This window comes from Algoriphagus pacificus (genome assembly GCF_017254845.1).
In the GTDB taxonomy this organism is placed as follows: Bacteria; Bacteroidota; Bacteroidia; order Cytophagales; family Cyclobacteriaceae; genus Algoriphagus; species Algoriphagus pacificus.
The window spans coordinates 988,636-1,002,746 of sequence record NZ_JAFKCU010000002.1 but is presented as its reverse complement, the minus strand read 5'-3'; the positions used below and the strand labels follow the sequence as shown (position 1 = coordinate 1,002,746).

Here is a 14,111-nt window from a genome sequence, read left to right as displayed (position 1 = left end):
AATTTGGTTTAAAGCACATTTCATCTTTGAAATGTGCTTTTTTTATGTCCTTACCCAAAACAAAAAGAGTCCAAGTATTTAACCTTGAACTCTTATAAAATACTTCTTCAAAGATTTTTTAAACTAACCCTACTCAGATTTAAGAATCACCGCTGGATTTGCTTTGATCACTTTCCAAATTTGCGAAGCAACAGTAGTCATGACCACTGCTAATAAAATAAATAAAGCGAAACCTAGAGGTATGATTCCTACTCCAGAATGGAAAGCAAAAAAGCTGTCTAGGAAGGACGAAATGAAGAAGACCGAGAAAACACTTCCAATCACAGCAGCTATCCCCCAGATAATCACATACCTCTTCAATAATTTTTTAGATAGGTCCTCTATGTTTGCTCCAAAGACTTTTCTTATACAATAATCTTTGATGTGAGCAGTCATATTCAAGGACACTAAGCCGAAAAGGCCCAAAAGCGCCAGGATAACAGAAAGGGTTGCCGAAAACGAAATTAACTTTGAAACCCCATTCACATCTGCGATTTCATTTTCAAACACTTCCGTCTGCAACTTTCCTTCAAATAGTCCTAGTTGCACAGTTTCATGCCATATTTTTTTGACTGTCTCCATGGAACTTTCAGCCGAACCGGGATTCATTTTCAAAGTCAAGTAATTAAATACCGAATCAGAAGAAGCGCGGATCGCCATTGGTTCTATGGCATTTTTGAAAAATGTCGTATGAAAATCCTCCACCACTCCGATAACATGGTAATCAGCGCTATCAATTGTTACTGTTTGGTCAAGTGGAAATTCCAAACCAAACTGGTCAAGAAAAGTTTGATTCACCAATAATGACTCCTGTGTATCCGTAATCAAGTCGGGATTAAACATTCTCCCTTCTCTCAATTCCAAATCAAGTAATTCAGGATAATTAGACTCTGCGCTCAAGAAGTTGATACTGTACTTCTCGTCTCCCATTTCCACTTCCTTTTCTCCTATCCAATTTCCCACATAGTCCTGACTACCGCTTACTTCTATCACAGAGGAAAGAGCTGAAAGCTTATTTCTTAAGGGAACATAATCCTTAGAATCCGGAACATTAACAATGATCTTATCTGCTGAACTGTACCCCCAATCTCTGTTGGAATTGATGTGATTTGTCTGTACAAAAGCAATTGCTGCTACCATACTGATGATTGCTAGGATAAATTGAAAGGATAACAACACACTTGTAAAAACACTTTTGCTTCCAATTTTTTGATTTCCTTTCAGTATCCTTATTGGCTTAAATGAGGATAGATAAGTAGCTGGATACAAGCCGGTAATCAAAGTGACTATTAATAGCATCGCACCTAAAAAGATCCAGATCTTTTTATCCCTGAATAAATCGATTTGAAGGTTTTTAGAGGCTATGTCATTAAAGCCAGGAAGAAAAATAAAACCAGCTAGAAGGCATCCCAGAAAAATTGCAAAAAAGCAGACCAAGAGGTTTTCACTTAGAAACTGGAAAACCAATTGACTTCTTTTACTTCCAATTACTTTTCGCACACCTATCTCTTTTAATCTTTTTGAAGCCATCAATACCGATAAATTGATATAATTGAAAACCGCCAAAAGAAGAATAAAGAGCCCAATGGTACCTAAAAGAATCTGTGGACCGATTCCTAAAAAGTCCCTTACTCCTCTTTCAATTTTGCCTACATTATAAATAATATCCGAGTAAGCAATCAGACCCATTTTGGTATATGGCTTATCTGGATTGATCTCGTTTTGGATTTGAGTAAATACATCCAATTCCGACTCTAGTTGATCAATTTCAGCCCCTTCTCCTACCTGGATGAATGTCCACAACTCATTACTCCAAGCATCTTTTAAAGGGATATCTGTGGTTCTATATGGATGAGACTCAATATTGACAAGAAGCTCAAAATTGAACATGTCCATGTCTTTCAAATCCTGTAAAACCCCTCCGACTTTGTAGAGTTTTTCTTCCCCATTGATTACTAAGGACAGTTCCTGACCTATAGGATTTATGTCTCCAAATAGCTTTTCTGATAGTTGATGGGTTAAAATGACTTGATCTGTCTCCCTCAAAGCACCCGGATATCCGAATTCCATCCGGTACTGAAACATTTCCATATAGGAAGGTTCCACATAAAGTGAGCGTTCATAATAACTCTCATTATCTTGGATCAACAAGGGGAATTCCATCAAAACCTTTGTATGATTCTTTACTTTGTTCAGATTATCAGGAATCAATTCGGCAACAGGTTCTGCCACAGTTCCATACGTTACTGGCCCCTCTACCTCTTCGGTGGTATAAACTAACTGATAGATTTCATCTTTATTGGGTTGATTTAATCCCTTAAACCAGATGTTTGCTATGAATAAATAAGCAACAATGCAACATCCTACTGCACATGATAGTCCAAAAACTGAAATAAAGGTTGTGCCTTTTTGCTTCAGAATATTTCTCCAACCGATTTTAAAATAACTTCTAATCATAACCCCGTTATTATTTTTTAAATGCATGAATTTGCTGAACCCGATATTGCTCCATTTGAAAAAACTAAACACATGGAAAATGAACCTAAATCGAGCATAGGCCAATCCTCTTTCTTCCAAATCCATGTAAAATATCTCGTAGGCATCACCTTGGATCTGCTCCAATCGCTCTGGTAGGCAATAAAACTCCAAAAATCGATCGGCTAGTCTGGGCGGATAATAGTTGCGTTTCTTATCCATTTGAAAAATCCAGTGCTAATGGTGGCAATTGATCATATAATCGGTTTCTGACCAGTTTCACTTCATTGATAGCAGCTCTACCACTTGCCGAAAGACTAAACAAACGCTTTCTTCTACCCCCTCTTTCTTCTGTAGCTCCACCCATATGAGATTTGACAAAACCCTTTTCTTCTAGCCGGTTTAAAACCGTATGGATCGCGCTAATATTGACTTTCCTTCCAATTTGATTTTTGATCTCCTCTGCTACCGAAACACCGTAAGCTTCCTGATCCAAAATCCCAACAATCAATAAAACCAGCTCTTCCAACTCGCCTAAATGATATCCTTTCATATCACAAATATTATATTTACAAATATGAATCTAATTGATTTCATTCACATTTGTAAATTATATTTGAAAATATTTTTCTTCAATTCAATCTTCTTGCTTTTTTACATTAACATCATGATCTCCTAAAACCGGTCTGATATCGGATTAACTTTGAAAGATTAGGTTCTTTCTCAAAGAATAAATTTTAATTTTGGCATCTCATGCAGCTCTTTTTTCAACAAGGTATAATTCCTCCAACTATCAATCTGGAACCAGAAGAATCCAAGCATCTAACTCGGGTTCTAAGAAAGTCAGAGGGAGATCTCGTCCATATTACTGATGGAGAAGGGAATCTGTATGAATGCAGGCTGACTGATGCCAATCCTAAAAAATCAGTACTCCAGGTGATCTCAAGCGAACGCATTCCAGCAGATGATTTTCACATTCATCTGGCTATTGCGCCTACCAAAAGTCCTGATCGAATGGAATGGATGATTGAAAAGATAACCGAAATCGGTTTTCATGAATTGACTTTGCTATCTACCATAAATTCTGAAAGAAGTTTTCTTAAAACTGAGAGACTTCAAAAAAAGATGATTTCGGCTTGCAAGCAAAGTTTGAAATTTCATACTCCTAAAATCAACCAAACCATTGATTTTAAAGAATTAATAGACAATCCAGTATTTGGTGATTTTCAAAAATACATCGCTTACGTAGATGAAAATCATGATCATCATTTAATAGATTTAGCAAAACCAAAAGGTAATTATCTGATTCTCATCGGTCCTGAAGGGGATTTTGATCCTAAGGAAATAGAGCTTGCACTTTCAAAAGGCTTTAAACCAGTATCCCTTGGAAAGAGTAGATTGAGAACCGAAACTGCTGGTCTTGCAGCTGTTCAGATGCTTCAGGTACTAAATCGCTAAATTTTCCGTTTTTTTTCTAAACCTTCCTTAGAAGCTGATTTATTGTTTACCAAATTGATTAATTTAGTGTTAAACCATTTTTAAAAGTGCCGTACAAAGAACGAGAAATAGAGAAAAAATACTATTCCATTGGGGAAGTAGCACAAATGTTTAAGGTTGCTCCATCTTTAATCCGCTATTGGGAGGGAGAATTTGATATCATTCATCCCAAAAAAGATAAGAAGGGAAATCGTCGCTATGTAAAAGATGACATAGAAAAGATTCGCTACATCTACCATCTCGTCAAAGAAAAAGGATACACTCTTCAAGGTGCACAGGATGTAATTAAATCCGGAAAAGAACAAGGTTTTGACAAAGTTGCTGCGGTTCAGAAACTTCAGCAGATCAAAGATTTTTTAATCAATATCCGGGAAGAATTCAATGCAAAATCCAACACATGAGGAGCTAAGATATTTTGTGGCTCTCTGGTCGGCTCCTAAAATTGGACCAGGTATTTTCAAAGCTATTATTGCTTACACGGGATCAGCCCAAAGATTTTTTGAACTACCGAAAGGAAAAGCAGCTAAAACCCCAAAAGTCGGAGAAAAACTATTAGCGCTAAGAAATCAAAAAGATTCTTTGCTGAGAAAGGCCGATGAACTGATAGAATTATGTGATGCTAAAGGCTATAAAATCACAAGTTCTATTCATCCTAATTTTCCCAGCAGATTAAAAGCTCAAGAAGATAGCCCTGCTCTACTTTTCTACCAAGGAAATCCGGATTTCACAATGGAAAGAACGGTGGGAATTGTAGGGACTAGAAGTGCTACTTCATACGGTAAGGCAGCCACCCGCAAAATCATTGAGGATTTAGCCATTTACCAACCCACAATCATCTCTGGTTTAGCTTATGGCATCGACATCGAAGCACATCGAGCTGCACTCCAAGCAAATCTTCCCACACTTGCAATCATGGGTTCGCCTATTGGTCAAATCTATCCGTCTGCCCATAAGAAAACTGCTGAAGCGATGCTTCCAAACGGAGCAATAATCAGTGAATATGCGCCAGGATCAAGCATGACTCCAGGTAATTTTCCTGCTAGAAACCGGATTATTGCAGCATTATCAGATGCTTTGATAGTAGTAGAGGCCGCTGAAAAAGGTGGCGCTTTGATCACAGCTGAAATTGCCTTCTCCTATGACAAAGAAGTTTTTGCAGTGCCTGGAAATTTACAATCACCATATAGTGAAGGGTGCAATCAATTGATCAAACGAATGAAAGCATCCATTTATACGGGACCAAATGACATAGCAGAAGCTTTGTTTTGGAGCAAACCGGGTGAGGTTAAAATCAAGAAACCTACTTTGGATTTATCGAATAGGGAAGCAGAAGAGGTAAAAATTTTGCAATTGCTAATTGAGAAAGGAACGGCAGAAATCGACCAAATTTCCATTCAAACTGACATTCCCTTAGGATTGCTTTCCTCTAAATTACTATCATTAGAATTCGAAGGAATAGTAAAATCACTTCCTGGGAAAAAATATACTTTGCTGACTTAGGATTGCTTGAGCTTCCTGATTTTTTTGGGAAAATACCATAAATAGAAACCGCTGATACTCATCAAAATCAATCCGATGGATGTCAAGGATGAATATATAAGTTTAGAAGTCTCATCAGAATCAACATAAAAATCAATGATGCTTCCATCGTGTACCTTTTCAATCCAATCAGAATGGCGAGTGTCAATAGAAAGGATTTTACCGCTAAAGCCATCTACTTGAACTTCCGAGAAATGAGTTTTAAAGGTAACCTTCGCAATTCCTTTATCTGGTCTTATATCTATTCTATCCACTTCATTTGATTCCCCTAGACTATCCATGGCATGCTGTGCAACTTGGATCATTTCAGATGGCAAGATCCATTGTTCCTTTGATTCAGACTGAGATTTAGAAGTTGGAGGCAAAAGCTCAACTTTCTTTTTCCAAGCCAATAGAATTGATGTAATCCCAATAATGAAAAAAAACAGGATCAGTGGAATTCCCAGCCAGCGGTGAAAAATCCGATAGAGCCTTAAAGCTTTGACTTTTGATTGAACAGGATTTTTCATTTCAACTTTCTAAAAATACGAAATTGGTAAGTTTCATAGCTTCATTCAATTCTCTTTTATTCAATCCCAATTCATAACCTGATTTTTCTAGTGTATCAATCATTACCTCAGTTGCCATGTTTCCAACAAGTTCATTTTTAGCCATTGGACAACCCCCAAAACCCTTTAATGCACCATCGAATCTGTTACAGCCTCCTTTGATTGCTGCTGCTACTTTCTCAGAAATAGTGTCAATCGTACTATGCAAATGAGCTCCAAACTCTAACTCTGGAAATGAATTGGTTTGAACCTGAAATAACTCGGTAATCAATTCTGGAGTTGCAACTCCAATGGTATCTGAAAGTGAGATGATTTTAATTCCTAATTCTTTGAGCTTTTCTACAAATTCAGCAATCATTTCCGGTGAATAAGGATCTCCATAAGGATTTCCAAATCCCATGCTGAGGTATGTAACCAATGTCTTACCCTTTACTTCACAGAGATTTTGTATTTCCTCAACAAGCTCAAATGCTTCTGCGATCGACTTATTGGTATTTCTTTGCTGAAAAGTCTCAGATACTGAAAGCGGAAAACCCAAATAATCAATTTCCGGAAAAAGGCAGGCATCCTCCGACCCTCTTCGATTAGCTACAATCGCTAATAGTTTTGATTTGGAATGATGGAGATCCAGTAAACTCAAAACTTCTTCCGTATCTCTCATCTGTGGGATTGCTTTTGGACTTACAAAACTCCCAAAATCTATCGTATCAAATCCCACTTCCAATAATTGATTGATATAAGCTGCTTTGATGGCAGTATCAATAAAATGGGGAATTCCCTGCATTGCATCCCTCGGACATTCAATCAACTTTATCATGCCTGAAATTACAAAAGGAAAAGGAATCATCCCTTCACTTTTATTTGAAGTACATTAGAATCAAGAAAACTGTATCTCCCCTACTCAATTCATTTTTATACAACTCGTTAATTTTGTGAACTTTATGGATAATATGGGGAGAATATTCCTACTAAAAATAGAGAGATCCATCAGTCAGATTATTTTATCAACTAATTATTCCTGCAAAAATCTGCGATTAAAGCCTATTAGCCTACATTTCCCCATTTCTGATTAAATGCGTTCTTTTTTGGTAAGCTCATTGTTACAGTTGTAGTACAAACCAACCACAATTGACTATGAAAACTAAATCAACTTTATTAATCGGAGCTGCCTTAGTCTCGGTTTTTGCCTGCGAAACAAAAGAATATAGTGAGCAGGACAGAATTGAAGTAACCTCAAATCTTGAGAATTATGTAGACAGCCTTGAAACAGCAGTAAAAATTGTTCCTGTCCATAATTGGACTGTTATCGATGAGCATTATGATAGTTTGGATTCCAAAGCAGAAGTAATTTATAAAGACTTGAATGCCGACGATGAAAAAATCGAAATGATCGAAAATCGATATGAAATGATTGTCGAAAACGGTAAAAACGAACAACAGATTTTTGAGGAAACTGCTGACATGCACATGAAAAATGTGGAGCTATGGTGGGAAAAAACCAGTGAAGATATCGAGAAAGGTACTAAAAACACCTTAGAGGATATTGAAGAAACCACCCAAGAAAGTATTACTTGGCTAGAAAAAAACTTTGAAAAGCTAAACAAAGAATCAAAAGAAAAATTCGAAGAAATTCGAATAGAGTTAGAGAAGGATTAATCACCATATTCCCCTCTAAACTAAGAAACCCGCCAATTTTGGTGGGTTTCTTTATTTTTAAGCAATGGAGACTTTAAAATACTTCCTTGGCAATTGCATAAGTAGTGCTAGCCTTGCTCATGGTATAGAAGTGTAAGGATGGCACTTTTGCTTTAACCAATTCTTTACACTGATTGATAGACCATTCAATCCCCACTTCTCTTACTTCTGCATTTGTTTTACATTTTTCCAACTCATCCATCAAAGCATCCGGAAGATCCAAAAAGAAAGTCCTAGGCAACATCGTAATCTGTCCAATTGTTGTGATTGGTTTGATTCCTGGAATGATAGGAACATTGATTCCAGCTTCTCTTACTTGATCGACAAACTCAAAATACTTTTGATTGTCAAAAAACATTTGGGTTACAACGTATTCCGCTCCTTTGTCAACTTTTTCTTTCAGTCTCTTCAGATCAAACTTCATCGAAGGGGCTTCAAAATGTTTTTCTGGATATCCTGCTACTCCCACACAAAAGTCTGTATGGAAACTAGTCTCAGTTTCTTCATGAAGGTACTTTCCATTATTCATCCTGACGATCTGCTCTACCAATTCGCTAGCGAAATGATGCCCATCTGGCTCGGGAATAAACTTTCCTTCAGTCTTGGGAGCATCTCCTCTCAAAGCCAATACATTTTCAACTCCAATGAAGTTCAAGTCAATCAAAGCGTTTTCAGTCTCTTCTTTGGTGAAACCTCCACATAACAAATGAGGGACTGCATCAATCTGAAACCTATTCATGATCGCAGCACAGATCCCAACCGTTCCTGGTCGTTTTTTAGTGCTGATTTTCTCTAAAAGCCCGTTGGGATGTTTTTTGTAAATGTATTCCTCTCTATGATATGTCACATCCACAAATGGCGGCTTGAATTCCATTAAAGGAGAAATTCCTTCAAGCAATTCTTTCAGACTTTGTCCCTTTAGAGGAGGCAAAATTTCAAATGAAAAAAGCGTTTCTTTCGCGTTTTCCAGGTGTTCAGTTATTTTCATATAGGTTGAGTAGCGAGGTTAATTTGGGGCTGATAAGCTAAATTTGGAGATAGCAATTTCTCTGCATCTTTTAAGGAGATGCCTTTTCTGGATGCATAGCTTGCCACTTGATCTTCTCCGATTTTTCCAAGGCCAAAATATTTACTTTCAGGGTTGGCAAAATAGAAACCAGAAACTGAAGAGGTCGGATACATCGCAAAGCTAGAGGTAAGTTGAATCCCGGTATTTTTTTCCATTTCCAATAATTTTGAAATGGTGATTTTCTCAGAATGTTCTGGGCAAGCAGGATAGCCTGGCGCAGGACGAATCCCCAGATATTCTTCTCTAATTAATGAATCATTGTCCAATGACTCCTGAGAGGCATAGCCCCAATAATCCTTTCTGACGATCTCATGAACATACTCTGCAGCTGCCTCAGCTAATCTATCTGCCAAAGCTTTAAACAAAATATCGTTGTAATCATCTCCTGCAGCTTGGAATTCAGCCAATTTTGCTTCCATTCCAGTACCAGCTGTCACTGCAAAACATCCAAGAAAGTCCACCTTTTCTGGATGGATATAATCCGCCAAAGATCGGTTAGGAACTCCTTTTCCTTTCTTGCCTTGTTGACGCAGGAAATGGAATTTGTCAATGGTATTTCCATTTTCATCCAGCACCATAGCATCATCCTCCACTCTTTTCACAGGATAAATTCCAAAAACTGCATTCGCAGAAAGCCACTTTTCAGAAATCAGCCGATCTAACATTTGATTTGCGTCATCAAAAAGCTTTTTGGCCTCACCACCCACTATCGGATCTTCTAAAATCTTTGGATATCTCCCACTTAGCATCCAAGTGCTAAAGAATGGAGTCCAGTCTATGTATTTCCTTAAAATTGAGAGATCAAGGTTTTCCAAAACCGTATTTCCTAGAGTTTTTGGTTTCACAGGTGTGAAATTCTCCCAGTCAATTGATACAGGATTTGCCTTTGCTTCCTCGTAGGAAACTAGCTGCTTTAAGGTCTGCTTGGATTCATGTTCAACTCGAAGTTGTGCATAAGTCTCCTTGATTTTTAAGCGGTAAGTTTCCTTCGTTTCCTCAGAAATTGCCTCTCCGGCAATTGGAACTGATTTACTCGCATCAGTGACATGCACCACAGTTCCACTATAGACAGGGTCTATTTTTACCGCAGTATGGATTCTGGAAGTAGTAGCTCCACCAATCAATAAAGGAATCTTTAATCCCTGTCGCTCCATTTCTGAAGCTACATTGACCATTTCATCCAATGACGGTGTAATCAAACCACTCAATCCGATGATATCCACCTTGTTTTTAATGGCTTCATCTATGATTCTCTGAGCATCCACCATTACACCCAAATCAATGATCTGGTAACTATTGCAAGCCAAAACAACACCTACAATGTTTTTTCCAATATCATGAACATCCCCTTTGACAGTTGCCATCAGGATTTTTTTCAAGGAACTCTCCTCTTGGCCTTCTTCAGGCAGAGGCATAAATGGTTCTAAATAGGCCACAGCCTTTTTCATCACCCGGGCAGACTTCACCACTTGAGGAAGAAACATTTTTCCCTCTCCAAATAGGTCCCCCACCACATTCATCCCATCCATCAACGGTCCTTCAATCACCTTCAGAGGGTTTTGAAGTTCTTGTCTGGCTTCTTCGGTATCTTCAACAATAAAATCCAAAATCCCTTTTACCAAAGCATGTTCAATTCTTTTGGAAACTGGATCGGATCTCCATGCTTCATTGACAATTTCCTTTTTGCCAGATGATTTTACCGTCTCAGCAAAGTCAAGTAATCGCTCAGTCGCATCCTCTCTCCTATCAAACAACACATCTTCTACGCGCTCTAGCAAGTCTTTTGGGATATCATCATACACTTCCAGCATGGTTGGATTGACGATCCCCATGTCCATTCCATGATGGATGGCATGGTATAAAAATGCTGCATGCATCGCTTCCCTTACAGGATTGTTTCCTCTAAATGAAAAGCTGACATTACTTACACCTCCACTAACTTTGGCTCCAGGAAGATTTTCTTTGATCCATTTTGTAGCTAGGAAAAAATCAAGTGCATTCTTTTTGTGCTCGTCCATCCCTGTTGCCACTGGGAAAATATTTGGATCGAAAATGATATCCTGTGGATTGAATTTTACAACATCAACCAGAATTCGGTAACTCCTTTCGCAGATTTCTATTCTTCTCTCATAGGTATCCGCTTGCCCATCTTCATCAAAAGCCATCACAACCACCGCGGCGCCAAACTTTTTAATAGTTTTTGCCTGATGGATAAATTCCTCTTCTCCGTTTTTGAGAGAGATTGAATTCACGATGCCTTTGCCTTGGATGCATTTCAAACCTGCCAAAATGATCGCCCATTTGGAGCTATCAATCATAATTGGAATTCTGCTTATCTCAGGTTCTGAAGCCAAAAGATTCAGATACTTGACCATGGCAAATTCGCCATCAAGCATACCTTCATCCATGCAGACATCAAGTACCTGTGCTCCCCCTCTAACTTGATCCAAAGCGACTTCTAAAGCCTCATCGTATTGGCCATTTAGGATCAATCGTGCAAATTTTTTGGAACCAGTAATATTGGTTCGCTCACCTATGTTGACAAAATTTATCTCAGGAGTCAGTACCAAGGGCTCTAGCCCTGATAATTTCATGTAATTTCTATTTTCCATCGCCTCAGTCCAGTGTTTCTTCTACTTCTTCTTGATTAATTTTTCTTGGCTGAAAACCTGCGGATAGCTTAGCCAATGCTGAAATATGTTCTGGAGTGGTGCCACAGCAGCCCCCAAGAATATTCAGCATTCCTTCTTTTAAAAAATCTCTGACTTGATCCGCCATCTCATTTGCTCCTTGATCGTAGGCCCCAAACTCATTCGGCAGGCCTGCATTAGGATAAGCACTCACATAAAATGGTGCTTTTTGAGCCAAAACTTTAAGGTAAGGTCTTAATTCCTTTGCCCCTAAAGCACAATTTAAACCAACGGAAAGCAAAGGCACATGTGAAATGGAAATCAAGAAAGCTTCTGTAGTTTGTCCGGAAAGTGTTCTTCCGGAGGCATCCGTAATAGTCCCGGAAATCATGATTGGAATCCCACCATCTTTGGGATCTAAAGGTATATTTCTTTCTTCAAAAACATCTTGGATTGCATACAAGGCCGCTTTTGCATTTAAGGTATCGAAAATAGTTTCTACCAATAAAATATCTGACCCACCATCCAACAAACCTCTCACCTGCTCTGCATAAGCAGTAGCCAATTGATCAAATGTAATTGCTCTATAGCCAGGGTCATTTACATCTGGAGAAAGAGAAGCTGTTCGATTTGTTGGGCCAATAGCACCTGCTACAAAACGTGGTTTATCAGGAGTTTTTGCCGAGTACTCTTCAGCTACTGCTTTGGCTAGTTTAGCCGACTCAAAATTGATTGCATACGCCAAATGCGCCAAACCATAGTCTTCCTGTGCAATCGTAGTACCTGAAAATGTATTGGTCTCGATAATATCAGCCCCAGCTTCAAAATACTCTCTATGAATAGCCTGAATTATATCTGGTCTGCTCAAAGACAGCAAATCATTGTTTCCCTTCAAGGATTTGGGGTGATCGGCAAGCTCTGGAGTTCTAAAATCCTCTTCTGTCAGCGTATATCGCTGAATCATGGTACCCATGGCACCATCAAGAATCAAGATACGATTTGAAATTTGCTGAAGTAAGAGTTCTGTTCTGTTTTGCATCGTCAGTTTTAATCTATAACCTATCGAGCAAACCACGGAAAAAAGTACAAAGACTCATCCGCTCATCTGTTCCCGAAATTTCGGGATGGGAATTAGCACCTTGGTTCAGGTTGCTAAGACGTCGTCGGGCCCTTCCCTCGGTCTTTCTCGATAAGCTGACCAAAGGTAATATCATTTTACCAATAAAACAGTGGGATAGCGCAAATTTGACAAGTAAAAGGAGCTAATCTTAAAAAAGTATTAAGGCCTCAAGCCTATTCCAAAACTTAAATAAGGAGCAGCCATGTAACTTGACATGCTCAAATCACCTAATTTATAGTTTGCTAAAGGAAGTTCGTAGCCTACAGAGGTATTTAAAACCAGATCGAAAAGATTCCTTTTTCCCATTGGGATTCCATACTCGACAAAGAGCTCTGGTTTAGCCATCAAACCACTGTTTTTGAGGTATCCGTCAAACTTTCTTTCTTCGAACAATTCTGGAAAATCTGGTTTGTCTTTTTTCGACAATGTATATCTGATATTTCCATATCCAAAGCCAGCCAATCCACCGATTGCAATATTTTTAAACTGGATAAATTTCATCCCCATATTTCCATAAACACGAAGGCTATTTAGTGAATGGTTTCTGAGATTATTGGCAGAACCACTCATCGCCAAATTGAAGATATCCGCTCCGTATAAAAAGGACCCGGTTTCTCCCAAGATTCTCAATCCCCAATTCGAAGGTGATCCATCCAAAGGATTTAAACCAGCTTCTTCTAATTTCTCATTGAATCGATCTGGTGAGGTAAAATGGATCCCTCTCAGGAGGTAAATACCAACTGTTGCGTCTTTGTAAAAGAAATTTCTATCCGGCAAAGTCAAACCAGCTCCAACTCTGACAAAAGCTCCACTTTGGGCATTGTCAAATGAAACTCCATTTAGATTCCATTTTCCCTCAAAAGGACTGAAAGAATAACCAAGCTTAAGCAATATTTCCAATGCTTCTTTTCTTCCTGGCAAATCAAAATCGTAACTCAGTTGAAAACCAGTTTCGGTCAATAGGTTGCCATAATATTGTGAGCCTTTTTGGATGTCTTTTTTCCGAAGTAAAAATCCCTCAGCGGGATCTGATAAAAAAGCGTCTAAGTTGTCTGTATGATGCTTTGGCAACATCTGGAAGTTCAAAAAACCTGCTCCAATCGACATGTAATGAATCAATTGGAATTTGGACTCCTCTATAAAAGCATACCCCACATTAAGCAAAGCTCTGGAAGTCCTGTAGTTCAAAGCATAATCATCAAATTCACTTTTTGATCCCCTGTTGTGGTACAATTCCATTCCAATTACAAAATCATTGTAACGGGCCTGATATCCCAAACCAATCGTATGGTATTTATTTCTCAACCCCGTCAATCCCCTATCCTCCAGCAGCTGGTCAAGTTGCCTCAATTTGGCACCCGAAGTTCCAGCCATCACATAAAATGCAGACCTTTTGGTCACAAGTTGCTGAGCAGAAAGACTTAAAGTGAAGCCTAGAAATAAGGTGATGAAAGAAATACGTAAAAAAAAGGGCATGAATTTACTCTGTTTGAAACCAG

12 protein-coding genes and 1 riboswitch are annotated in these 14,111 nt (G+C 38.5%); of the genes, 4 read left to right on the top strand and 8 right to left on the bottom strand.

The window, feature by feature from the left end; genetic code table 11:
* Positions 1–129: 129 nt before the first annotated feature.
* Together J0A69_RS11065 and J0A69_RS11060 are read right to left on the bottom strand one after the other, a co-directional pair.
* Positions 130–2,736, bottom strand: coding sequence for an FtsX-like permease family protein (locus J0A69_RS11065; RefSeq protein ID WP_206586613.1), 2,607 nt, complete (start codon positions 2,734–2,736; stop codon positions 130–132).
* Positions 2,729–3,067: a PadR family transcriptional regulator gene (locus J0A69_RS11060; protein WP_206586612.1), complete on the bottom strand. Its 339-nt coding sequence runs from the start codon at positions 3,065–3,067 to the stop codon at positions 2,729–2,731. Before J0A69_RS11060 ends, J0A69_RS11065 begins: the two co-directional genes overlap by 8 nt.
* A gap of 200 nt (positions 3,068–3,267) precedes the next feature.
* Here J0A69_RS11060 and J0A69_RS11055 point away from each other — a divergent pair, with 200 nt between their 5' ends.
* The 3 genes from J0A69_RS11055 to dprA all read left to right on the top strand — a co-directional run bounded on the left by J0A69_RS11055 (position 3,268) and on the right by dprA (position 5,511).
* Positions 3,268–3,972, top strand: coding sequence for a 16S rRNA (uracil(1498)-N(3))-methyltransferase (locus J0A69_RS11055; protein ID WP_206586611.1), 705 nt, complete (start codon positions 3,268–3,270; stop codon positions 3,970–3,972).
* An 86-nt stretch (positions 3,973–4,058) separates the two neighbouring features.
* Complete coding sequence (locus J0A69_RS11050) at positions 4,059–4,412, top strand: MerR family transcriptional regulator (protein WP_206586610.1); 354 nt, start codon at positions 4,059–4,061, stop codon at positions 4,410–4,412.
* Complete coding sequence (gene dprA, locus J0A69_RS11045) at positions 4,393–5,511, top strand: DNA-processing protein DprA (RefSeq protein WP_206586609.1); 1,119 nt, start codon at positions 4,393–4,395, stop codon at positions 5,509–5,511. The genes J0A69_RS11050 and dprA overlap by 20 nt, the downstream gene beginning before the upstream one ends.
* Here the strand turns inward: dprA and J0A69_RS11040 are convergent.
* Complete coding sequence (locus J0A69_RS11040) at positions 5,508–6,059, bottom strand: PepSY-associated TM helix domain-containing protein (RefSeq protein WP_206586608.1); 552 nt, start codon at positions 6,057–6,059, stop codon at positions 5,508–5,510. The genes dprA and J0A69_RS11040 overlap by 4 nt on opposite strands.
* A 1-nt stretch (position 6,060) precedes the next feature.
* Positions 6,061–6,915, bottom strand: coding sequence for a hydroxymethylglutaryl-CoA lyase (locus J0A69_RS11035; RefSeq protein ID WP_206586607.1), 855 nt, complete (start codon positions 6,913–6,915; stop codon positions 6,061–6,063).
* Between the two features lie 317 nt (positions 6,916–7,232).
* On the opposite strand from J0A69_RS11035, the gene J0A69_RS11030 reads away from it, so the two are divergent.
* Entirely contained in the window at positions 7,233–7,754 is a 522-nt protein-coding gene (locus tag J0A69_RS11030; protein WP_206586606.1) for a hypothetical protein, read from the top strand.
* A 73-nt stretch (positions 7,755–7,827) separates the two neighbouring features.
* Here J0A69_RS11030 and metF read toward each other — a convergent pair whose 3' ends face one another.
* The 4 genes from metF to J0A69_RS11010 form a co-directional block, all read right to left on the bottom strand.
* Positions 7,828–8,781 carry a methylenetetrahydrofolate reductase [NAD(P)H] gene (gene metF / locus J0A69_RS11025; protein ID WP_206586605.1) on the bottom strand — a complete coding sequence of 318 codons (954 nt, stop codon included), beginning with the start codon at positions 8,779–8,781 and terminating at the stop codon, positions 7,828–7,830.
* A complete protein-coding gene (gene metH / locus J0A69_RS11020; RefSeq protein ID WP_206586604.1) occupies positions 8,778–11,474 on the bottom strand; it encodes a methionine synthase in 2,697 nt (898 codons plus the stop codon). Before metH ends, metF begins: the two co-directional genes overlap by 4 nt.
* Positions 11,475–11,478: 4 nt before the next feature.
* Positions 11,479–12,531 (bottom strand): homocysteine S-methyltransferase family protein, encoded by a 1,053-nt coding sequence (locus J0A69_RS11015; RefSeq protein WP_206586603.1) that lies wholly within the window; start codon positions 12,529–12,531, stop codon positions 11,479–11,481.
* A 59-nt stretch (positions 12,532–12,590) separates the two neighbouring features.
* Positions 12,591–12,688, bottom strand: a riboswitch (SAM riboswitch).
* A gap of 83 nt (positions 12,689–12,771) precedes the next feature.
* Entirely contained in the window at positions 12,772–14,088 is a 1,317-nt protein-coding gene (locus J0A69_RS11010) for a hypothetical protein (protein WP_236032802.1), read from the bottom strand.
* Between the last annotated feature and the right edge of the window lie 23 nt (positions 14,089–14,111).

Excerpts from the sequence above, each read along its gene's own strand:
- J0A69_RS11065 (WP_206586613.1), bottom strand. The coding sequence starts at position 2,736 with ATGGATAAGAAACGCAACTATTATCCGCCCAGACTAGCCGATCGATTT.
- J0A69_RS11060 (WP_206586612.1), bottom strand. The coding sequence starts at position 3,067 with ATGAAAGGATATCATTTAGGCGAGTTGGAAGAGCTGGTTTTATTGATT.
- J0A69_RS11055 (WP_206586611.1), top strand. The coding sequence starts at position 3,268 with ATGCAGCTCTTTTTTCAACAAGGTATAATTCCTCCAACTATCAATCTG.
- dprA (WP_206586609.1), top strand. The coding sequence starts at position 4,393 with ATGCAAAATCCAACACATGAGGAGCTAAGATATTTTGTGGCTCTCTGG.
- J0A69_RS11040 (WP_206586608.1), bottom strand. The coding sequence starts at position 6,059 with ATGAAAAATCCTGTTCAATCAAAAGTCAAAGCTTTAAGGCTCTATCGG.
- J0A69_RS11035 (WP_206586607.1), bottom strand. The coding sequence starts at position 6,915 with ATGATAAAGTTGATTGAATGTCCGAGGGATGCAATGCAGGGAATTCCC.
- J0A69_RS11030 (WP_206586606.1), top strand. The coding sequence starts at position 7,233 with ATGAAAACTAAATCAACTTTATTAATCGGAGCTGCCTTAGTCTCGGTT.
- metF (WP_206586605.1), bottom strand. The coding sequence starts at position 8,781 with ATGAAAATAACTGAACACCTGGAAAACGCGAAAGAAACGCTTTTTTCA.
- metH (WP_206586604.1), bottom strand. The coding sequence starts at position 11,474 with ATGGAAAATAGAAATTACATGAAATTATCAGGGCTAGAGCCCTTGGTA.
- J0A69_RS11015 (WP_206586603.1), bottom strand. The coding sequence starts at position 12,531 with ATGCAAAACAGAACAGAACTCTTACTTCAGCAAATTTCAAATCGTATC.
- J0A69_RS11010 (WP_236032802.1), bottom strand. The coding sequence starts at position 14,088 with ATGCCCTTTTTTTTACGTATTTCTTTCATCACCTTATTTCTAGGCTTC.